This is a genomic window from Micromonospora rifamycinica, assembly GCF_900090265.1.
Taxonomy (GTDB): Bacteria; Actinomycetota; Actinomycetes; order Mycobacteriales; family Micromonosporaceae; genus Micromonospora; species Micromonospora rifamycinica.
Map to the genome: position 1 here is coordinate 357,971 of NZ_LT607752.1, position 18,297 is coordinate 376,267.

At 73.4% G+C, this 18,297-nt stretch carries 22 protein-coding genes and 1 CRISPR repeat array; of the genes, 18 read left to right on the plus strand and 4 right to left on the minus strand.

Annotated elements, in window-relative coordinates; all coding sequences use genetic code 11:
• Positions 1-36: 36 nt before the first annotated feature.
• The gene (locus GA0070623_RS01390; protein WP_067314675.1) at positions 37-1,194 is read right to left on the minus strand and encodes a glycosyltransferase; all 1,158 of its coding nucleotides are present in this window, start codon (positions 1,192-1,194) and stop codon (positions 37-39) included.
• A 108-nt stretch (positions 1,195-1,302) separates the two neighbouring features.
• Positions 1,303-2,319: a glucosyl-3-phosphoglycerate synthase gene (locus GA0070623_RS01395; RefSeq protein ID WP_067314673.1), complete on the minus strand. Its 1,017-nt coding sequence runs from the start codon at positions 2,317-2,319 to the stop codon at positions 1,303-1,305.
• Positions 2,320-2,537: 218 nt separating this feature from the next.
• On the opposite strand from GA0070623_RS01395, the gene GA0070623_RS01400 reads away from it, so the two are divergent.
• Together GA0070623_RS01400 and GA0070623_RS01405 are read left to right on the plus strand one after the other, a co-directional pair.
• A complete protein-coding gene (locus GA0070623_RS01400) occupies positions 2,538-3,587 on the plus strand; it encodes a Gfo/Idh/MocA family protein (protein WP_067314671.1) in 1,050 nt (349 codons plus the stop codon).
• A complete protein-coding gene (locus tag GA0070623_RS01405) occupies positions 3,580-4,668 on the plus strand; it encodes a zinc-dependent alcohol dehydrogenase (RefSeq protein ID WP_067314669.1) in 1,089 nt (362 codons plus the stop codon). Before GA0070623_RS01400 ends, GA0070623_RS01405 begins: the two co-directional genes overlap by 8 nt.
• A gap of 252 nt (positions 4,669-4,920) precedes the next feature.
• Here the strand turns inward: GA0070623_RS01405 and GA0070623_RS01410 are convergent, their stop codons facing one another.
• Positions 4,921-5,250, minus strand: coding sequence for a hypothetical protein (locus GA0070623_RS01410; protein WP_084261589.1), 330 nt, complete (start codon positions 5,248-5,250; stop codon positions 4,921-4,923).
• A 305-nt stretch (positions 5,251-5,555) separates the two neighbouring features.
• Here GA0070623_RS01410 and GA0070623_RS01415 point away from each other — a divergent pair, with 305 nt between their 5' ends.
• The 7 genes from GA0070623_RS01415 (at position 5,556) to GA0070623_RS01445 (ending at position 12,515) form a co-directional block, all read left to right on the plus strand.
• A complete protein-coding gene (locus GA0070623_RS01415) occupies positions 5,556-6,323 on the plus strand; it encodes a DUF5753 domain-containing protein (protein WP_067314667.1) in 768 nt (255 codons plus the stop codon).
• Positions 6,314-6,523, plus strand: a complete 210-nt coding sequence (locus tag GA0070623_RS01420; protein WP_089003860.1) for a DUF397 domain-containing protein — start codon at positions 6,314-6,316, stop codon at positions 6,521-6,523. The genes GA0070623_RS01415 and GA0070623_RS01420 overlap by 10 nt, the downstream gene beginning before the upstream one ends.
• Complete coding sequence (locus tag GA0070623_RS01425) at positions 6,520-6,717, plus strand: DUF397 domain-containing protein (RefSeq protein ID WP_089004236.1); 198 nt, start codon at positions 6,520-6,522, stop codon at positions 6,715-6,717. Before GA0070623_RS01420 ends, GA0070623_RS01425 begins: the two co-directional genes overlap by 4 nt.
• A 44-nt stretch (positions 6,718-6,761) precedes the next feature.
• Positions 6,762-7,400: direct repeats of the CRISPR family, unit length 28 nt; unit sequence CTGCTCCCCGCGCATGCGGGGGTGATCC.
• A 341-nt stretch (positions 7,401-7,741) separates the two neighbouring features.
• Positions 7,742-10,033, plus strand: coding sequence for an accessory Sec system translocase SecA2 (secA2, locus tag GA0070623_RS01430; RefSeq protein ID WP_067314399.1), 2,292 nt, complete (start codon positions 7,742-7,744; stop codon positions 10,031-10,033).
• Positions 10,034-10,211: 178 nt separating this feature from the next.
• A complete protein-coding gene (locus tag GA0070623_RS01435; RefSeq protein ID WP_067314407.1) occupies positions 10,212-10,952 on the plus strand; it encodes a GAF and ANTAR domain-containing protein in 741 nt (246 codons plus the stop codon).
• A 251-nt stretch (positions 10,953-11,203) separates the two neighbouring features.
• Positions 11,204-11,665 carry a DUF2231 domain-containing protein gene (locus GA0070623_RS01440; RefSeq protein ID WP_231932617.1) on the plus strand — a complete coding sequence of 154 codons (462 nt, stop codon included), beginning with the start codon at positions 11,204-11,206 and terminating at the stop codon, positions 11,663-11,665.
• A 70-nt stretch (positions 11,666-11,735) separates the two neighbouring features.
• On the plus strand, positions 11,736-12,515 hold the full coding sequence (locus GA0070623_RS01445) for a class I SAM-dependent methyltransferase (protein ID WP_067314396.1): 780 nt from the start codon (positions 11,736-11,738) through the stop codon (positions 12,513-12,515).
• An 83-nt stretch (positions 12,516-12,598) separates the two neighbouring features.
• On the opposite strand, the gene GA0070623_RS01450 is transcribed toward GA0070623_RS01445, so the two are convergent.
• A complete protein-coding gene (locus tag GA0070623_RS01450) occupies positions 12,599-12,946 on the minus strand; it encodes an ankyrin repeat domain-containing protein (RefSeq protein ID WP_407937983.1) in 348 nt (115 codons plus the stop codon).
• Positions 12,947-13,159: 213 nt separating this feature from the next.
• Between GA0070623_RS01450 and GA0070623_RS01455 the strand changes: the two genes are divergently transcribed.
• The 9 genes from GA0070623_RS01455 to GA0070623_RS01495 all read left to right on the plus strand — a co-directional run bounded on the left by GA0070623_RS01455 (position 13,160) and on the right by GA0070623_RS01495 (position 18,295).
• Complete coding sequence (locus GA0070623_RS01455; protein ID WP_067314392.1) at positions 13,160-13,612, plus strand: cysteine dioxygenase; 453 nt, start codon at positions 13,160-13,162, stop codon at positions 13,610-13,612.
• A 56-nt stretch (positions 13,613-13,668) separates the two neighbouring features.
• Positions 13,669-14,160, plus strand: a complete 492-nt coding sequence (locus GA0070623_RS01460; RefSeq protein ID WP_067314390.1) for a rhodanese-like domain-containing protein — start codon at positions 13,669-13,671, stop codon at positions 14,158-14,160.
• A gap of 137 nt (positions 14,161-14,297) precedes the next feature.
• Positions 14,298-14,795 carry a winged helix-turn-helix domain-containing protein gene (locus GA0070623_RS01465; RefSeq protein WP_269458983.1) on the plus strand — a complete coding sequence of 166 codons (498 nt, stop codon included), beginning with the start codon at positions 14,298-14,300 and terminating at the stop codon, positions 14,793-14,795.
• 283 nt (positions 14,796-15,078) lie between these two features.
• On the plus strand, positions 15,079-15,687 hold the full coding sequence (locus tag GA0070623_RS01470; RefSeq protein ID WP_067314385.1) for a winged helix-turn-helix domain-containing protein: 609 nt from the start codon (positions 15,079-15,081) through the stop codon (positions 15,685-15,687).
• A gap of 69 nt (positions 15,688-15,756) precedes the next feature.
• On the plus strand, positions 15,757-16,413 hold the full coding sequence (locus GA0070623_RS01475) for a nucleoside/nucleotide kinase family protein (protein ID WP_067314381.1): 657 nt from the start codon (positions 15,757-15,759) through the stop codon (positions 16,411-16,413).
• A gap of 125 nt (positions 16,414-16,538) precedes the next feature.
• Positions 16,539-16,937 (plus strand): TraR/DksA family transcriptional regulator, encoded by a 399-nt coding sequence (locus GA0070623_RS01480; RefSeq protein WP_067314378.1) that lies wholly within the window; start codon positions 16,539-16,541, stop codon positions 16,935-16,937.
• Positions 16,938-17,215: 278 nt separating this feature from the next.
• Positions 17,216-17,407, plus strand: a complete 192-nt coding sequence (locus tag GA0070623_RS01485; protein WP_067314404.1) for a hypothetical protein — start codon at positions 17,216-17,218, stop codon at positions 17,405-17,407.
• 5 nt (positions 17,408-17,412) lie between these two features.
• The gene (locus GA0070623_RS01490; RefSeq protein ID WP_067314401.1) at positions 17,413-17,841 is read left to right on the plus strand and encodes a DUF2267 domain-containing protein; all 429 of its coding nucleotides are present in this window, start codon (positions 17,413-17,415) and stop codon (positions 17,839-17,841) included.
• A gap of 148 nt (positions 17,842-17,989) precedes the next feature.
• Positions 17,990-18,295 carry a hypothetical protein gene (locus tag GA0070623_RS01495; protein WP_089003861.1) on the plus strand — a complete coding sequence of 102 codons (306 nt, stop codon included), beginning with the start codon at positions 17,990-17,992 and terminating at the stop codon, positions 18,293-18,295.
• Positions 18,296-18,297 lie beyond the last annotated feature (2 nt).

Here is an 18,297-nt window from a genome sequence, read left to right on the forward strand (position 1 = left end):
GGGGCCGGCACCGCCCCGCCGCCGGGTACCCGCGGCTCAGGCGGCCCGGAGCTGCGGCAGTGCCGCCGAGGCCCGGACCGTCTCGTAGAGGGTGACGTACCTCTCGGCCATCACCGCCGGGGTGAACCGGGTGGCGGCCTCCCGCCGGCACTCGTCCGGGTCGATCCGGTGGGCCGCCAGCAGCAGCTCGCCCAGCTCCTCCTCGTCGTCGGTGAGCAGGCCGGTGCGCCCGTGCGTGATCAGCTCCGGCAGGCAGCCCCGCCGGGTCGCCACCACCGGCGTGCCCAACGCCAGCGACTCCACCACGGCCGTCCCGCCGGGCTCCTCCCAGCGCAGCGGGAACAACGACGCCCGCGCCCCGGCCAACAGATCGTCGCGCTCCCGGCCGGCCACCGTGCCGACCCAGCGCACCAGGTCACCGTCGACGTGCGGGGCGACCTGCTCGTGGAAGAAGCGCACGTCGGGGTTCTGCCGGGCTTCGTCGCCCGCCGCCGCCAGGTCCGCCGGCCGGTGGTACGGCCCGACCGGGCCGGCGAGCACCAACGGCACCCCGGTCCGGTGGGCCAGCCGGGCGCCGACGTCCTGGCCCTTGCCCGGGTTGATCCGGCCGAGAACGACCGCGTAGTCGCCCTTGGGTGGCCGGGGCGCCCGGTCGGCGTGCACGGCCAGCGGGGTCGACAGGTGCACGTGCCCGACCGAGTGTTCCCGCAGCGCCCGGGGTGCCCGGGCCAGTTGCGCGGCGGAGACGCCGTTGACCCGGACCCGCGTCCCGGCGTCGAGGTTGCCGTACAACTCGGGGTGTTTGGCCAGGTCCCAGTGCAGGGTGTGCAGCACCGGCGGGGCGGCCGGCCCCATCGCCGCGAGGGTGGCCAGCCCGACCGCCTCCACGTGGTCGTGCACCAGGTCGACGTCGTCCCGGCCGTGCACCTGCCGGACCACCCCGGCCAGGTGCGCCTGGGACACCCCGCACACCTGGTTGTACGGCCGTTGCAGGGCGGCGAACTGCCCGTCGTCGTAGACCGAGAACTTCTCGTCCACCGGCAGGGTGCTCGACCCCACCGAGGCGAGCACCACCTTCACCCCGAGCCGACGCAGCTCCGGCACCAGGGTGGCGATGACGTTCTCGATGCCGCCGTACCCGGGCGGGGGGACGGACAGCCACGGGCCGGCGTTCATCAGCACGGTGAGGCTCATGGTCGGGGTTTCCTCTCGGGGCGGGCGGAGTCTCGGGACGGTGTCCGACCGCTCGGGGGCGACGTCGGGTCGGTCGCGGCCGGGGAACCCCGGGCCGGACCAGCGTGGTCACGCGGCGGCCACCCGCCGGCGCGGCACCCGGGGCCGCAGGTCGGCGAGGGGCGGACGTTCCTGCACCGAGACGTCGTTGACGACGATCTCCCGGTCGAGGCTGGGCAGCGCCTCGGAGCCGCCCCGGCGGAACTGGGTCAGGGTGCCCGCCGGGCTGGTGCCCGGGGCGGCCCAGCCCCGCTGCTGCAACCGTGCCCAGGCGGTGTGCATGATCTGGGCGGACATCCGGCCCAGGGCCGCGGTGTCCTGGTGCCGGTGTTTGCGCTCGCCCAGGTCGACCTGGGCGAGCGCGTCCAGGCCGACCAGCTCCAGCAGGTCGATCAGCATGGCCGTCTCGACGCCGTAGCCGGTGACGAACGGCACCCGTTCCAGCACCGCGCGCCGGCCGGCGTACTCACCGGCGAGGGGCTGCACGAAGCCGGCCAGCTCCGGCCAGAACAGGTTCAGCAGCGGGCGGGCCATCAGCTCGGTCACCCGCCCGCCGCCGTCGGCCTCTACGCCGGCCGTGCCGACCAGCGGCCGGTGGTAGAAGCCCTTCACGAACTCGACGGTCGGGTCGACCAGCAACGGACCGATCAGACCGGTCACGAAGTGCGGCCGGAACTCGCGCAGGTCGGCGTCGACGAAGGCGACGACGTCACCGTCGGCGGCGGCGAGACCGGCCCAGAGCGCGTCGCCCTTGCCGGTCAGCCGGGGCAGGCCCCGGGTCATCTCGTCCTGGCCGACGACCTCCGCGCCGGCCGCGCGGGCCACCTGGGCGGTCCGGTCGGTGGACCGGGAGTCCACCACGATCAGTTCGTCGACCAGCGGCACCCGGTCCATCAGGTGTTCCCGGATCGTCGAGACGATCGCCCCGACGGTTGCCTCCTCGTTGCGGGCGGGCAGCACGACGCTGACCCGGTTCTCCCCCTTCGCCCTCATCAGCCGTCGTGTGGGCCAGTCCTGCGCCGACGTCGTCCGATAGGTGGCCCATGCCTCCACGACAGGTGAGACGGTCGGTTCTGTATCCCGCACTGGCAAACCCCCAGATCCATGGCGGAAAACCCGTATGTGGTTTTCCCATCCCCGCATTGCCGCTAACCGGATAATCCCTAACAGCTTGATCACATCGGTCCACCGCCCGGTTCCCGGCAGGTGAACGCTGTGTTGCGGACCCGCCCCGGGTTTTGCCGCCCCCCGTCGGGGGGAGTGCTGACGGCGTGGGTCGTGACCGCGTCGAGAGGGCCGAGGGAATGCGTACGTGCCGGGTGGGGCTGGTCGGGGCCGGCGGGGTGGCGCAACGCCACGCCCGAGTACTGGGGAGTTTTCCGGACGTGGACCTGATCGGCGTCACCGACGTCGCCCGGGAGGCGGCGACGGCCCTGGCCGACGCGCACTCCGCGCGGGTCTACGCCGACATCGACGAGCTGCTGGCCGCCGGCCCGGACGCGGTGTACGTGTGCGTCCCCCCGTTCGCCCATGGGCCGGTCGAGGAGGCGGTGATCGCGGCCGGCGTGCCGATGTTCGTGGAGAAGCCGGTGGCGGTCGACCTGGACACCGCCGAACGGGTCGCCGCCCTGGTCGAGCAGAAGGGTCTGCGCACCGCCGTCGGGCACCACTGGCGGTACCTGCACGTGGTGGAGCAGGCCCGGGAGCTGCTCGCCGACCGCCCGGTGCGGATGGTCAACGGGGCCTGGCTGGACAAGGTGCCCCCGGTGGCCTGGTGGGCGGTGCGGGACCGCTCCGGTGGCCCGGTCGTCGAGCAGGCCGCCCACGTGCTGGACCTGATCCGCGCCCTGGTCGGGGAGGTAGTCGAGGTCACCGCGTATGGCGACGGCAGCCCGCCCCCGGTCGACGGCGCCGATATCGACTCGGTGACCGCCGCCACCCTGCGCTTCGCCAACGGGGCGGTGGGCACCCTCGCCGCCGCCTGCGTGCTGGGCTGGAAGCACCGGGCCGGTCTGGAGATCCTCGCCGACGGGCTGGCCCTGTCGCTGGCCGAGGACGGCCTGACCGTGCGTGACGCCGACGGGGAACGCCACCTCCCGGCCGACCCGGACGGCGCCCGGGTCGCCGTGGACCGGGCCTTCGTCGACGCGGTCACCGGGGCCGGCGACGACATCCGGGTGCCGTACGCGGAGGCGCTGCGCACCCAGCGGCTGGCGGTCGCGGTCGCGCAGAGCGCCCGTACCGGCCGCAGCGTCACCCTGCCCACCGGCCCGGCCGCGCTCGCCCCGGCGACCGCTGACTTCCAGGCCGGCGGCGGGCACGGCGCACCGGCGTGGGTGGCCCTCGATGCGTGACACGGTGGTGGTGGTCAGCGGCCCCGGGCAGGTCGAGCTGGCCGAGCAGGAGGCCGGTGAGCTGGGCGACGGCGCGATCCGGGTACGGACCCGCTACAGCGGGGTCTCCGCCGGCACCGAGCTGAGCTTCGTCAAGGGCACCAACCCCTTCCTCAACGTCACCTTCGACGCCACCCTGGGCCTGTTCCGGCCGGGGACGGCCAGCGCGCCGTACCCGGTCACCCGGCTCGGCTACATGCAGGTCGGTGAGGTGGTGCAGAGCCGTACCCCGGCGATTGCCGTCGGCACCGTCGGCGCGATGACCTACGGCCACCGCACCGGCTACGTCGCCGACCCGCTGGCCGAACGGTTCGTGTTGCTCCCCGGGGACCTCGACCCGATGCTCGGCGTCTACGTGGCGCACATGGGGCCGATCTGCGCCAACGGCCTGCTGCACGCCGCGGCCGACCTGTGTGGCACCGACGTACGCTCGCTCGGCGACGGGGTGCGCGGCCGCCGGGTGGCGGTGGTCGGCGGTGGCGTGGTGGCCCTGCTCACCGCCCTGTTCGCCCGGCGGCACGGAGCCGCCTCGGTGGTGGTGCTCGACCCGACCCCGCAGCGCCGCCAGGTCGCCGAGGCGCTCGGCCTGGAAACCCTCGACCCGGAGGCCGACGATCCGGCGGTGCTGCTCAAGACCCGCTGGCACCACAGCGCGGGGGACCGGGGCGCGGACGTGGTGTTCCAGTGCCGGGGGCAGGCCTGGGCGCTGCACCTGGCGCTGCGCCTGCTGCGTCCCCAGGGCACCGTCATCGACCTGGCCTTCTACCAGGGCGGTGCGGAGGCCGTCCGGCTCGGTGAGGAGTTCCACCACAACGGTCTGTCGCTGCGGTGTGCCCAGATCGGCCGGGTTCCCCGGGGCCTCGCCCCGGCCTGGGACCGGGAGCGGCTCTCCGCCGAGACGATCGACCTGCTGCACCGGTACGGCGACCTGATGCGTAAGCACCTGATCTCCGCGGTGGTCCCGTTCGCCGAGGCCCCGGCCCTGCTCACCGACCTGGCCGAACGCCGCCGCCAGGAACTCCAGGTCGTCCTCACCTGCTGACTTGCGTCCCACCTGATGATCGCCTTGCGGCGTGTCGTCCCGCCTGGTTCGGAGTGCTTCATGATCACTTTGCGATATGAAGCACTCTTTCCCGCTGCTCGTGTTGTTGCGGCCACGGTGCCTCATGATCACTTTGCAGAATGAAGCACTCCTCCCGGCGTGTCGTCTTCATTTCGGCAAGGTGATCATCGGGCGCGATGTCGGGTCGGCGATGCGGTGGAGCCTGTGGGAGCCGGCGCGGGGAGCGGCGGGTCAGATCGGTGCTCCGGTCGGGGGGGTGAGCTGGTTGCCCGGTAGGCGTCCCCGTCGTGGGGCCGGTGCGCGCTGGTTGGTGCGCCGGATCGGCGGGGTGCCGGACGTCCGTGGGCGGGGTGCCGGTGGGGTGGGGGCGGGCAGCCAGTGCAGGCCGTCGCGGCGGACGTACAGCTCGCGGCGCCGGACCGCTTGATGGGCGGCGTCCAGTTGGTACGCGGTGATCCACACCCATCCCTGGTAGGTGTGCCGGTCGGTCAGCTCGCGGATGACCCGTACCGTGATCGGCTGGGTGAACTGCGGTGACGCGGTGCGGGTCAGGAGCAGCACGTCACCCGCCCGGAGCGGACGGTGGTTCGTCGGGGGCGGTGCGGGCGTCGGGGTGCCGGGCCTTGGTGCCGGATGACGGTGCTGTACGTGGTCGTGCTGCGGCATGGTGGCGTCCTGTCCCTCGGGTGTGGAGGGTGGGGCCGCCCGCCCCTCGTCGTGCGGCCCCACCCGACAGGCGTCGCCGCTGGTGCTGGACCGGAACGGCGGCGTCGTCCTGCCGCCCAGCTTGCCGAGAGTGTCTAGACAATCACACAGCGTTGTGCTAATTCTTGCGGACAGTTGCATTGTTCGGGGAGGGAAAAGGCATGAATCACGCGTTTGTCGAAGCGCTCGCCGAGGCGGGATACACCGCCGAGAGCCTGGCGGGCCAGCTCGGTCTGCACCCCAAGACCGTGGCCCGGTGGGCAAACCCCGGACACATCCCCCAGAGCCGACACCGGGCCACCGTCGCAGACCTGCTGGAGCGAGATGTCGATGCCCTCTGGCCGGACATCGTCAAGCGGCGCGAGCCGGTCTGGTTCCGGCCCTGGGTCGACATCGAGCGGGAGGCGACCACCCTACGGGCTTTTCAGCTGGCCTGGGTGCCCGGCCTGCTCCAGACGGAGGCGTACGCGCGGGCGACCCTCACCGGCGGCACGCTGTCGGCCGAGGCGATGGACGAGCTGACCGACGCGCGACTGGCCCGCCAGGCGATCCTGCACCGGGAACGCAGCCCCCTGCTCGTCGCCGTCCTCGACGAGGGCGTCCTGCGCCGCCGGGTCGGCGACAGCCGGGCGCTCATGGCGGCCCAACTCACCCACCTCCTCGCCTGTGCCGAGATGCCGAACGTGCAACTGCACGTCGTCCCGGCCGACGCCGCGAGCTACCCGGGGCTCGACGGGCCGTTCGTCATCGCCGACCTGCCGGAGGGGGCGCGGGTGGCCCACGTGGACGGTCCGGCCCCGGCGCAGATCCTGGACAAGCCGTCCGAGCTTGTTAACCTTGAACGGCGCTGGGAACGCATCCGTGGCGAGGCGCTCCCTCGTGGACGGACCCTCGATCTCCTGAGAGAAGCGGCTGCATCATGGACCTGACCGGGGCGCGGTGGCACAAGAGCACGAAGAGCGGCGGCAACGGTGGAGACTGTGTAGAGGTCGCGGGGAATCTACCCGGTGTCGTCCTGGTGCGGGACACCAAGGACCGTGACGGTGGGGTGCTCGTGTTCACTCCGGCGGCCTGGCAGGGCTTTCTCGGCTTCGTCGGCCGGCAGGAAGTGGCTGCACCGTGGACCTGACCGGGGCGCGGTGGCACAAGAGCACGAAGAGTGGCGGCAACGGTGGCAACTGTGTGGAGGTCGCGGGAAACCTGCCCGGCGTTGTCCTGGTGCGGGACACCAAGGACCGTGACGGTGGGGTGCTCGTGTTCACTCCGGCGGCCTGGCAGGGCTTCGTCGAATTCGCACGCGAAGCGGCGTGCGCCGACAAGTGAAGTAAATCCAGCTAGTTGATCTACAGCGCCCCAGCTCAGAAAGCCTGCTCCCCGCGCATGCGGGGGTGATCCCTGCGAGGTTCGGCCCTACATTGCATGCCTTTCTCTGCTCCCCGCGCATGCGGGGGTGATCCCACCTGGCCGACGAGGACGCGCTCGTGCGGGGCCTGCTCCCCGCGCATGCGGGGGTGATCCCGACCTCGGTAACGGCCTCTGAGCAGGGCGGTACTGCTCCCCGCGCATGCGGGGGTGATCCGGCGGGCCTGGGGACGTCCCAGATCCTCGGCGGCTGCTCCCCGCGCATGCGGGGGTGATCCGTCGCACTGACCCTGCGTGCAGCCCCAACCGTCCTGCTCCCCGCACATGCGGGGGTGATCCCGATGGGCATTCGGTGCTGCTCGACGACGCGGACTGCTCCCCGCGCATGCGGGGGTGATCCGGTGTTGTCCGCGCCGGCCGCCGACAGGTTGATCTGCTCCCCGCGCATGCGGGGGTGATCCCGACCCCTGCAAAGCCATCGAAGCTGCCCTAGCCTGCTCCCCGCGCATGCGGGGGTGATCCCGGGCGGAACGCGGTCAACTCGGCGGCCGGCACCTGCTCCCCGCGCATGCGGGGGTGATCCGCATGTCCGGGTCTGGCCGGACAACCTCCACGGCTGCTCCCCGCGCATGCGGGGGTGATCCCTCGGACTTCTCGGCCGACCGGGAGAGGTTCTTTCTTCCCGTCGTGCGCGGGGGCGTGGTGTCGATGACCATCCGACCCCGGGTAGCCGTCGTGGGGGAGTCCTCGTTGACCCCCCACCCGAGAGGTCGTGAGCTTCCTTCGGCCCGCCCCGCCGGGAGCGACCCCGTTGATCATCGACGGCCGTCAGCCCGCGCCTCTGACGGCCGCCTGCAACCCTTTCCCGCAGGCGGGGTTGATCACCCCCGTTGACCTGGCCGGATGTGCCGGGAACTGGACACCGGGGCCACCACGCCCGGACCGGGCAGCTTTTTCCGGCCGGGTTCGCGTACCGTTGCCGCTCATGGGTGTGTCGCAACGGTTGAAGAGCAGGTTCCGCCGGTTCCTCCAGCGCCCGGGGACGACGGTCGACCTCGCTCCGCTGGAGAAGCTGCTGCCGCGGGTCGCCGCGCGCGAGGACGAGCTGTCGGCGCTGGACGACGCCGCGTTGACCGAGGCCGCCGGTGCGGCCACGGAGTACGTGGAGATCTGCGCCGTCGGCCGGGAGGCCGCCCGTCGTGGCCTCGACCAGCGGCCGTACGACGTGCAGCTGCTCGGTGCGATGGCGCTGCTGTCCGGCAAGGTCGCCGAGATGGCCACCGGTGAGGGCAAGACGCTGACCGCCACCGTCGCCGCCTACGGGCACGTCCGGCTGGGCAACGGCCCGGTGCACGTGCTCACGGTCAACGACTACCTGGCCCGCCGGGACGCCGAGTGGATGACGCCGGTCTACCGGCTGCTCGGGCTGAGCGTGGGCTGGGTCAACGAGGCGTCCACCCCGGCCGAGCGGCGGGAGGCGTACGGCTGCGACGTCACCTACGTGTCGGTCAGCGAGGCCGGTTTCGACTTCCTCCGCGACCAGCTCGTCACCGACCTGGCCGACCGGGTCCAGCCGCCGCTGGCCACCGCGATCGTCGACGAGGCCGACTCGATCCTGATCGACGAGGCCCGGGTGCCGATGGTGCTGGCCGGTTCGGTCACCGGTGAGCAGGACCCGGTGCACGCCGCCGCCGCGCTGGTGCGCGGTCTGCGCAGGGGTCGGCACTACACGGTCGCCGACGACGGCCGCAGCGTCGCCTTCACCACCGAGGGGCTGGCCGCCGTCGAGGCCAAACTGGGCGGCATCGACCTGTACGACACCGAGCACGTCGGGCAGCTCTCGGCGGTGAACGTGGCGTTGCACGCGCACGCCCTGCTGCACCGCGACGTCGACTACATCGTGCGGGACGGCTCGGTCGAGCTGATCGACGAGATGCGTGGCCGGGTCGCCCAGCGTCGGCGCTGGCCCGACGGCCTCCAGGCCGCCGTGGAGGCGAAGGAGGGCCTGGACGCCACCGCCGAGGGGGAGGTGCTGGGCACCATCGCCGTGCAGGCGTACATCGCGCTCTACCCCAAGCTGTGCGGCATGACGGCGACCGCGGTGCTGGTCGGCGACCAGCTCCGCGAGTTCTTCGGCCTCGAGGTGGCGGTGATCCCGCCGAACACCCCCTGCGTCCGCGAGGACGAGCCGGACCGGATCTACGCGACCCGGGCCGAGAAGGAGGAGGCGCTGATCGACGAGATCCGGCGCTGCCACGAGGCGGGCCGCCCGGTGCTGGTCGGCACGCTCGATGTGAAGGAGTCCGAGGGGCTCGCCGCCGGTCTGCAGGCTGCCGGGGTGCCGTGCGTGGTGCTCAATGCCAAGAACGACGACGAGGAGGCGGCGATCATCGCCGAGGCCGGCGCGTACGGTGCGGTGACCGTCTCCACCCAGATGGCGGGTCGGGGTGTCGACATCCGGCTCGGCGGCAGCGAGCAGGTCGACCAGGAGCGGGTGGCCGAGCTGGGCGGGCTGTACGTGATCGGCAGCGGCCGGCACGACAGCCGGCGGGTCGACGACCAGCTGCGCGGCCGGGCCGGCCGGCAGGGCGACCCCGGTGGCTCGGTCTTCTTCGTCAGCCTGGAGGACGACCTGGTGGTGCGGCACGCCGGCGACACCATCCCGGCGTCGCCCCGGATGAACGCCGACGGCCTGGTGACCGACGAGCAGGTCGACTACGCGGTGGAGCACGCCCAGCGGGTCGCCGAGGGCGTCAACCACGAGATCCACCGCAACACCTGGCGCTACAGCGTGGTCATCGAGCAGCAGCGGATCGCGCTGGCCGAGCGCCGGGAGCGGCTGCTGACGTCCGACATCGCCGCGCTGATGCTGCTCGACCGGATGCCCGACAAGGCCGGCGAGATGGACGAGGACCTGCTGGCCCGGGTGGCCCGGTCGATCGCGCTCTACCACACCGACCGTCTCTGGGCGGAGCACCTGGCCGAGCTGTCCGAGGTGCGCGAGGGTGTGCACCTGCGGGCGCTGGGTCGGCTCGACCCGCTGGACGAGTTCCACCGGGCGGCGGTGCCGGCGTTCACCAACCTCATCCCCGAGATCGAGACGCGGACCCTGGCCACCTTCGAGGAGACCGAGTTCGCCGAGGACTGGGAGCCGGACGCCGCCAAGCTGGTCCGGCCCAGCGCCACCTGGACGTACCTGGTGCACGACAACCCGTTCGGCTCGGAACTGGACCGGCTGATCGCCTCGGTCGGCCGCCGGCTCGCCGCGGCCCGCTGAACGTCACGAGGTACCCCTCCGGGACGGTCCGGCACCGGAGGGGTACCTTTACGCGGTTTCGATCCGGTTTCGGCAGGGTAGTAGCCCGGGGCTCACGACTCGGAAGAGAGATCACGACGATGACGCAGGCAACGACGTCGGTGGCGGGCGGCAGGTGCGCAACGGAGCCCGTGGTTCGGTGAGGCTGGACATGCGGGAGCTGACGAGTGACACGCTCGGGGTGCTGGAGACGGCCGCCCTGTTACGGGAGTTGACCGCGGGGCTGATCGCGGTCGACGACTTCGACGCGGCACTGGCCGAGCTGGTCCGGATCACCGCCGACGCCGTGCCGGGCGTGGCCTGGTGCGGGTTCACCGCCTTGCTGGCCGGGGAACCCGCCGGGGTCGCCGCCTCCGATCCGCGGCTGGCCGAGCTGGACGACCTGGGGCACGGCGGGGAGTCACCGGCGATGAACGCGATCCGTCGCCGGGAGATGACCATCGCGGCGGACCTCACCACCGAGGACCGGTGGCCGGCGTGGACCGACAGCGCCCGCCGGCTCGGCGTCCGCGGGGTGATCTCCGCCCCGGTGGACGTCGACGAGCAGGCGATCGGTTCGATCAACCTGTACGCCGACCGGGCCGCCCTGCTGGGCACCCGGCAGCAGCTCACCGCGATGCTGCTGGCCGAGCACGCCGGGCTGCTGCTGGCCGCCGTCCGGGACCGGGCCCGGCGGGCCGAGCGGGCTGGTGAACGCGACGGCGCGCTGCTCGGGGAGAACGTGGTCGGCCAGGCCGTCGGGGTGATCATGACGCAGCGCGGCTGCCCGGCCCCCGAGGCGCTGCACGTGCTGCGCAGCGCGGCGTCCTCGCTGGACATCCCGCTGCGGGAGGTGGCGGAGCGGCTGGTCACCACCGTCTCGCGTCCCCGCGAGTCGTGAGTCCTCCACCGCTCGCGGGCGGCGTCCGGCGGCCGGTGTGGTCCGGTCTTCGGATGACGTCCGGCGGTCGGGCCGGGCGGTCGGATGGCGTCCGGCGGGCGGGTGTCGTTTCTTCCCGGCCCCGCGAATCCTGGCGCGGCCGTTTCGCCGGGCGGGGCCTCGGGTAGCACCCTGGACCGGTGAGCTGAGCCGATCCTGGGGAGGAACCGATGGAGAGCCGCCTGAGGGTGCAGGGGCATCCCATCCAACCGATGCTGGTGACGTTCCCCTTCGGGCTCTTCGTCAGCGCCACCGTCTTCGATCTCGCCGATGTGGCGGGTGGCCCGGTCTTCCTCGGTGAGGTCGGCTACTGGACGGCGATCGCCGCCCTGGTGGCCGCCGGGCTCGCCGGGGCGGCCGGCATGATCGACCTGTGGGACGTCCGGCCGGGGCCGCACCGCCGTACCATGGTCATGTTCAACATGGTCAACGCGGGCATGGCTGCGCTCTTCCTGCTGGCCTGCCTGATCCGCGCGGACGCCCCGCAGCGCGGCGCGACCGGGATGCTGCTGGTGACCGAGCTGGTCGCGCTGGCCGTCGGCGCGGTCGGCGTCGGGCTCGGCGCTCGGCTGATGCGCCAGTTCGACTCCGGCCACCGGGAGCCCACCGGCTTCGAGACCCTCGACGGCGTGCCCGCCGGCTCCACCGTGGAGATCCTCCGCTCCACCCCCTGACCGCCGGGGTGGCGCACCGCCGGTGGCCAATCGGGTTGCCGGCGGCGCCCCGGTGCCGCAGGGTGGGCGGATGGTCGAGCGGAGCTGTGCCGAGTTGATCGCCGAGGCGACGGCCGCCCCGGTGGACGGCTGGGGGTTCGACTGGCTGGACGGCCGGGCCACCGAGGAACGTCCACCGTGGGGCTATGCCCGCCAGGTCGCCGACCGGATGGCGACGGTCGCCGCGGCGTTGGACATCGACACCGGTGGGGGCGAGGTGCTCGCCGAGGTACCGCAGCCGCCGCCGCTGCTGCTCGCCACCGAGGCGTGGCCGCCGAACGTCGCGGTCGCCCGGCGGACGTTGCGTCGGGTCGGCGGCCGGGTGGTCCAGGTCGCCCCCCGCTCCCGGCTGCCCTTCCGGGACGCCGGCTTCGACCTGGTGACCAGCCGGCACCCGGTGGACACCGACTGGGCGGAGATCGCCCGGGTGCTGCGGCCCGGGGGACGCTACCTGTCCCAGCAGATCGGCGCGGGCACCATGCGGGAGCTGAGCGAGGCGGTGCTGGGGCCGTTGCCGCCGCCGGCCACCCGGCACACCGCCCAGGCGGTCGCCGCCGCCCGGACCGCCGGCCTCGACGTGGTACGCCTGGAGCGGGCCACCCTGCGGGCGGTGTTCCACGACGTCGGCGCGGTGGTCTGGTTCCTGCGCAAGGTGGTCTGGACCGTGCCGGACTTCGACGTGGACCGGTACCGTCCGCAGCTCGAACGGCTGCACGCGCGGATCCGGGCCGAGGGCGCGTTCGTCGCCCGTTCCCGACGTTTCCTGATCGAGGCGGTCCGACCGGCCCCGGGGGACGTCGGGTCGGCCTGAGCGGCCCCGGGTAGCCCGTCCGGGGCGGCGGGGCCGGCGACGGGTCACGCCCGACGGGGTGACCGCTCCGGGCCGGTGGCGGGTCAGTCGCGGGCGAGCAGGGTGAGCATGTCCGGCAGGTCGAAGAAGCGGGCCGTCTCCACCGCGGACGGGGTGCCGTGGTCGGGGTCGGCGCCGGCGTCGAGCAGCGCCCGTACCGCCTCGGTGTCGCGTCGGAAGACCGCCGCGGCGAGCGCGGTCTGCCCCCGGTCGTTGACCCGGCGGTGGTCCGCGCCCCGGGCCAGCAACGCCGCGACGGTCTCCGGGCGGGCGTGGTAGGCGGCCAGGATGAGCAGGGTGTCGCCCTTGGCGTTGGTCATGTTCACCGGCAGCCCGGCATCCACGTGGTCGCCGAGTTCCCCGGCCTCGCCCGCGCGGGCCAGGTCGAACATCCGGTGGGCGAAGGCCAGTGTCTCGGCGTCGAGATCCTCGGTCACCGGTCCAGCCTAGAGGTCGGGGTGCGGGTGGGCGGCGCGGACCGACCGTGCCGGCCGCGATGGGGACTCGTCGTGGACGCAGCATGTTTCCCACCATCCGGTATTACCTACTAAACCTATAGGCTTTGACGTTTAGAGTGTCCGGAGACGCGTCACACGGGAGTAACCATGACCAGCATCCGCACCACCGACCTGCTCACCGTCGCCGGCCGGTACGCCGACCCGACCACCTGGTCGGTGCCGCTGCGATTCGACCGCGCCGAGCGCTGGTACGCCCTGCTCGCCTCGACCGGCGAGCACGAGGTCTGGGCGCTGAGCTGGCTGCCCGGCCAGGGCACCGACCTGCACGACCACGGCGGTTCCTCCGGTGCCTTCCTGGTGGTGGCCGGCGAGTTGACCGAGCAGACCGTCTCCGGTGGCCGGCTGCGCCCGCACCGCCTCGCCGCCGGTGCCGGCCGCCGGTTCGGCCCCCGCCACGTGCACCAGGTGAGCAACCGGGGTGACCAGCCCGCGGTCAGCGTGCACGTCTACCTGCCGGCGCTGCGGCACATGACCCGTTACCACCTCGTCGACGGCCGACTCCGGGCCGCCGAGATCGACCGGGCCGGCATCTCCTGGTGACCCCGCCCGTTCCCGTTCCCCCCACCCGTCGGCTCGCCCCTGGAAGGACCGCGACGATGCCGTTGCACACCATCCCCACCGAGAGCTGTCCGGCCCCGCCCCCGGGGTCGCGCGGCATCGACGAGATCCTCGCCGAGGCCCGGACCCGGCTGCGCCGGCTCGATCCCGAGCAGGCGCACCTGGCCCACCGGGGCGGGGCGCTGATGGTCGACATCCGACCGGCGGCCCAGCGCGCCGCCCACGGCACCGTGCCGGGCGCGCGGGCGATCGAACGCAACGTCCTGGAGTGGCGGCTCGACCCACGCTGTCCGGCCCGGTTGACCGAGGCGGTCGACTACGACCTGCCGGTGCTGGTGATCTGCCAGGAGGGTTACACCTCGTCACTGGCCGCCGCCGCCCTGCAGGACATCGGCCTGCACCGGGCCACCGACGTGGTCGGCGGCTTCGTCGCCTGGCGGCTCGCCGGCCTGCCCGCCCTGGGTCCGGCGCTGTCGCACCACACCCCGCCCCTCGCGCCGCCGGTGACCGCCGGCCGGACGCCGCACTGACCGTCGCGCCCCACCGGGCCTGGCGGACGCACCGTACACAGGAGGCTCCCATGTCCCTCGTCACCCTCACCGCGCGTCCGCATCCGCCGGGCCGCCCCGACCGGGTGGCGCCGGGCCGGCCCCGGTCCACGCCGTCGCTGACCATCACCCTCGACCTGGCCGCCGGGCCGCTGACGCCCCGGCTGGCCCGCCTGGTCGACCTGCTCGGCGAGCTGGCCGAGACGGGGGAGGGGGTGGTCCGGTTCAGCGAGCCGGCCGCGCCGCGTCTGCTGTCGTCGGTGCCGGCTCCGCGCCCGACGCCGACCGGCGGAGAGCCGGCCCCGGCCGACGGCGAGACCCTGCGGATTCTGGCCGGCACCCGGGTGGTCCGCCACGGCGACCGGGAGATCCCGCTCACCCGCATCGAGTTCGACCTGCTGCTCTTCCTCGCCGAGCACCCGCACCGGGTCTTCACCCGGCTCCAACTGCTCGCCAGCGTCTGGGGGTACGAGCACGCCGTCGTCCGCACCGTGGACGTGCACGTGCGCCGGCTGCGCGCCAAGCTCGGGGCGGACGCACCCCTGGTGACCACCGTGTACGGGGTGGGTTACCGGCTCGCCGACGACGCGAGGGTGCGGGTCGAGCGGTTTCACTGACCATCGCACGCGCCGACGCGACGCACCCGACTCGTCCGAGCGGGTGCGTCGCGTCGTGTCGGCCGTCGTGGACCGGGCGGGCACCCCCGTATCCGGGCAGTTCGGCGCTTCTGCTGTAATCATCTGGCTCGTACGCAGAGCGAGGGACCGGCTGCTAACTGTTCGTCGATTGTCACATTCATGCAACGCGGTCGCCCCTTGACCCCCGTCCAGGGGCCGGGAAGCATCGATGCAGCGGCGTCCCGGGCCGTGGGGAGATTCCGGACCAGCCCCAAGGAGGACCATGTCGGTCAGCCCTGCATCCTCGCGCGCCGGATGGCATACGTCCCAGCCCTCGGTTCCCGGTCGACCCCCCGGCGGCCAGCGGCGTCCCGCCCACGCCACCACGCCCGTCCTCACTGTCACCCTGTCCATCCCGCTGGCCAGCGAGGAGTCGCTCACCGCGCCGGCCCGCCGGCTGCTGGAGGCGGCCCGGGAGATGCTGGAACGTGGCGAGGGCACCATCACCACCACCGGCGTTCCCGCCGAACGGCGGCCCGACCAGGCCCCTACCGGGCGGCCCCCGGCCCGCGCCCTCGCGGCCACCATCCCGATGCTGCACATCCTGGCCTCGTCCCGTTCGGTGCTGCGTGACGGCGAACCGCTGCCGCTGACCCGGCTGGAGTTCGACCTGCTGCTCCATCTGGTGGCCCACCCCCGGCGGGTGTTCACTCGGCTGCAACTACTCAACGCGGTCTGGGGGTACGAGCACGCCGGGGTACGCACGGTGGACGTGCACGTCCGCCGGCTACGCGGCAAGGTCGGCGTGGACGTCCCGTTGGTGACCACGGTCTACGGGGTGGGCTACCGGCTCGCCGACGAGGCCCGGGTCACCGTCGACCGCACCGGCTGACCCGGGGCGTCGGGCCCGGCCGACCGGGGCACCCGGACCGGCCGCCGTCCGGCGGGGCACCATGGTCGGATGCGTGTCCGCCCGATCTCGCCCGACCGGCTCGTCGCCGAGCTGACCGAACGGCTCCGTAACGCCGCGACCCGCTGCCCCGCCCACCTGCGGGTCGCCGTCGACGGGGCACCCGCCGCCGCCCCCGACCGGCTCGCCGAAGCCCTGGTCGACCCGCTGCGCGCCGATGGCCACCCGGCGCTGCACCTGCGCGCCGGGGACTTCCTCAGGCCCGCCTCCGTCCGCTTCGAGTTCGGCCGGACCAACCCGGACGCCTACTACGAGGGGTGGACGGACGAGGCCGGGCTACGCCGGGAGGTGCTCGACCCCGCCGGCCCCGGCGGCAGCGGCCGGGTACTGCCCTCCCTCTGGGACACCGGGACCGACCGGGCCAGCCGGGCGGCCTACCAGGACCTGCTGCCGGGCACGGTGCTGCTGGTCAGCGGTGCGCTGCTGCTCGGCGGGGGACTGCCCTTCGACGTCTCCGTGCACCTGCATCTCTCTCCGGGCGCGCTGGCCCGCCGCACCGACCCGGCGCAGCGGTGGACCCTGCCGGCCTTCGCCCGGTACGCCGACGAGGTCGCCCCGGCCTCCTTCGCCGACGTGGTGGTCCGGGCCGACGACCCCCGCCACCCGGCTCTGGTGCACCGCGACGGCCCCGGTGAACTGCTCGGATGAACCGATGGTTTACCGGGCTGCGACGTTGGGTAATCGCCCGGCTCACAGGGCACGGATGATCTCGCCGTGCCGTCCGCGTCCGGGGCTGGTCCCCGCGCGCCCGGCCTAAGGAAAGGCAGGCAGCGATGCTCGTCCACGACAGTGTCGGCACCGCACGTACCGAGGCGGAGGCCGACCGGATCCGGATCGCCCTGCGGACCCGCTACGACGAGCTTTCCGCCGAGTACGAGCACACGGTCGCGCAGAGCCAGGTGCTGCGGCTGGTGGAGGTTGGCGACACCGCCGGCGACGACCAGGCCGACAGCGGCACCAAGACCGCCGAGCGGGACACCGCGCAGTCCCTGCTGCGTGCCATCCTCGACCGTCGGGCCCAGTTCGAGCACGCGCTGACCCGGTTGGACGAGGGGACCTACGGCTTCTGCGAGGGCTGCACGTCGCCGATCCCGGTGGAGCGGCTGGAGATCTTCCCCGCGGCCACCTCCTGCGTGGCCTGCAAGCAGCACCGGGAGCGGCGGGCCGCCTGAGCCGGTCGCTGCCCGCCGGCACCGGACCGCCCCGAACCGGTGCCGGCCGTCCCATGGGTGGGACCGGGACCGGCACCGCATCCCGCCCGAGTCCGACACCGGTCGCCTGCCGGTTCACCCCGGCAGGGTGAGGACGGCTCACCCTGCCGGAGCACAGCATGGGTGGTGCCGGTCGGACCGTCCGGCCGGAACAGACGCCGGCCGGGTCGTCCGGGCCGGGACAGACGCCGGCCGGGTCCTCCGGCCGGACACCGAGGACAGGCACGGGGGTGACCGAGATGGCGGTACGGGTGGTGGCGGATCCGCGGCGCGGCGCGGTGCTGCACGTCGTCGGTACGGGCGGGGACAGTCGTCGACCGGAGCGGCCCGGCCGCCCCGGCAGCCCGGCCCGGCAGGGGCGGGGACCGTCGGGGCCGCCCCGACGCGCCGAGGACCGGCGGTGGGACGGCGATCCGAAGGCCGGGGGGTGACCGCGGTGGCAGAGCAGCTGATCTCGGCGGTCGAGTCCTCGGTGGACAAGACCAACCTGATCCTCAAGGACATCGAGCAGGCGTACGGCTGGCCCCGGGCACAGCGCAACCAGTCGTACGCGGCCCTGCGGACGGTGCTGCACCTGCTGCGGGACCGGATGACCGTGACGGAGTGCGCGGAGTTCGCCGCGCAGCTGCCGATGCTGGTGCGGGGCATCTACTTCGACGGCTGGCAGCCCGAGAACGTGCCGGTCAAGCTGAACCGGGACGACTTCCTCTACGAGATCCGCCAGGGCTTCCCCTACGACGTGGAGGGCGGCCCGCAGCGGGTGGCCCAGGTGGTGCTGGACACCCTGCGCCGGCACGTCACCCAGGGTGAATGGCAGGACGTCAAGTCCGGCATGCCGCGGGACCTGCAACAGCTGATTCCCTGACCGGAACCGTGCCCACCCGTCCCGACGATCCGGGTCCGTGTGTCGGACGGGCCGACTACGGTGGGGTTAGAGAAGATCGTGTCGGGGGTACCAACCGCACACGACAGACCCCGCCCCACGGCGGGGCAGCACATCCGAGGGAGCACCCATGGCACTGAACGACGACGACATTCAGACCACCAGCGGCGGCGGCGTCGAGGGTCCGGCCGATGGCGGGGCGACCTCGGGTCAGCACGACGGTGGCGCGGACGGCAGCGCGGAGGGTCCGGCGGACGGCGGGGCGACCCCGGGTCAGCACGACGGTGGCGCGGACGGCAGCGCGGAGGGTCCGGCGGACGGCGGGGCGACCCCGGGTCAGCACGACGGTGGCGCGGACGGCAGCGCGGAGGGTCCGGCCGATGGCGGGGCGACCCCGGGTCAGCACGACGGCGGCGCCGACGGCAGCGCCCGCTGACC

Excerpts from the sequence above, each read along its gene's own strand:
- GA0070623_RS01420 (WP_089003860.1), top strand. The coding sequence starts at position 6,314 with ATGGACCTGACCGGGGCGCGGTGGCACAAGAGCACGAAGAGCGGCGGC.
- GA0070623_RS01450 (WP_407937983.1), bottom strand. The coding sequence starts at position 12,946 with ATGTTCGACCTGGCCCGCGCGGGCGAGGCCGGGGAACTCGGCGACCAC.
- GA0070623_RS01475 (WP_067314381.1), top strand. The coding sequence starts at position 15,757 with ATGCGTGTCCGCCCGATCTCGCCCGACCGGCTCGTCGCCGAGCTGACC.
- GA0070623_RS01485 (WP_067314404.1), top strand. The coding sequence starts at position 17,216 with ATGGCGGTACGGGTGGTGGCGGATCCGCGGCGCGGCGCGGTGCTGCAC.
- GA0070623_RS01400 (WP_067314671.1), top strand. The coding sequence starts at position 2,538 with ATGCGTACGTGCCGGGTGGGGCTGGTCGGGGCCGGCGGGGTGGCGCAA.
- GA0070623_RS01390 (WP_067314675.1), bottom strand. The coding sequence starts at position 1,194 with ATGAGCCTCACCGTGCTGATGAACGCCGGCCCGTGGCTGTCCGTCCCC.
- GA0070623_RS01480 (WP_067314378.1), top strand. The coding sequence starts at position 16,539 with ATGCTCGTCCACGACAGTGTCGGCACCGCACGTACCGAGGCGGAGGCC.
- GA0070623_RS01455 (WP_067314392.1), top strand. The coding sequence starts at position 13,160 with ATGACCAGCATCCGCACCACCGACCTGCTCACCGTCGCCGGCCGGTAC.
- secA2 (WP_067314399.1), top strand. The coding sequence starts at position 7,742 with ATGGGTGTGTCGCAACGGTTGAAGAGCAGGTTCCGCCGGTTCCTCCAG.
- GA0070623_RS01440 (WP_231932617.1), top strand. The coding sequence starts at position 11,204 with ATGCTGGTGACGTTCCCCTTCGGGCTCTTCGTCAGCGCCACCGTCTTC.
- GA0070623_RS01405 (WP_067314669.1), top strand. The coding sequence starts at position 3,580 with ATGCGTGACACGGTGGTGGTGGTCAGCGGCCCCGGGCAGGTCGAGCTG.
- GA0070623_RS01445 (WP_067314396.1), top strand. The coding sequence starts at position 11,736 with ATGGTCGAGCGGAGCTGTGCCGAGTTGATCGCCGAGGCGACGGCCGCC.
- GA0070623_RS01460 (WP_067314390.1), top strand. The coding sequence starts at position 13,669 with ATGCCGTTGCACACCATCCCCACCGAGAGCTGTCCGGCCCCGCCCCCG.
- GA0070623_RS01495 (WP_089003861.1), top strand. The coding sequence starts at position 17,990 with ATGGCACTGAACGACGACGACATTCAGACCACCAGCGGCGGCGGCGTC.
- GA0070623_RS01415 (WP_067314667.1), top strand. The coding sequence starts at position 5,556 with ATGAATCACGCGTTTGTCGAAGCGCTCGCCGAGGCGGGATACACCGCC.
- GA0070623_RS01470 (WP_067314385.1), top strand. The coding sequence starts at position 15,079 with ATGTCGGTCAGCCCTGCATCCTCGCGCGCCGGATGGCATACGTCCCAG.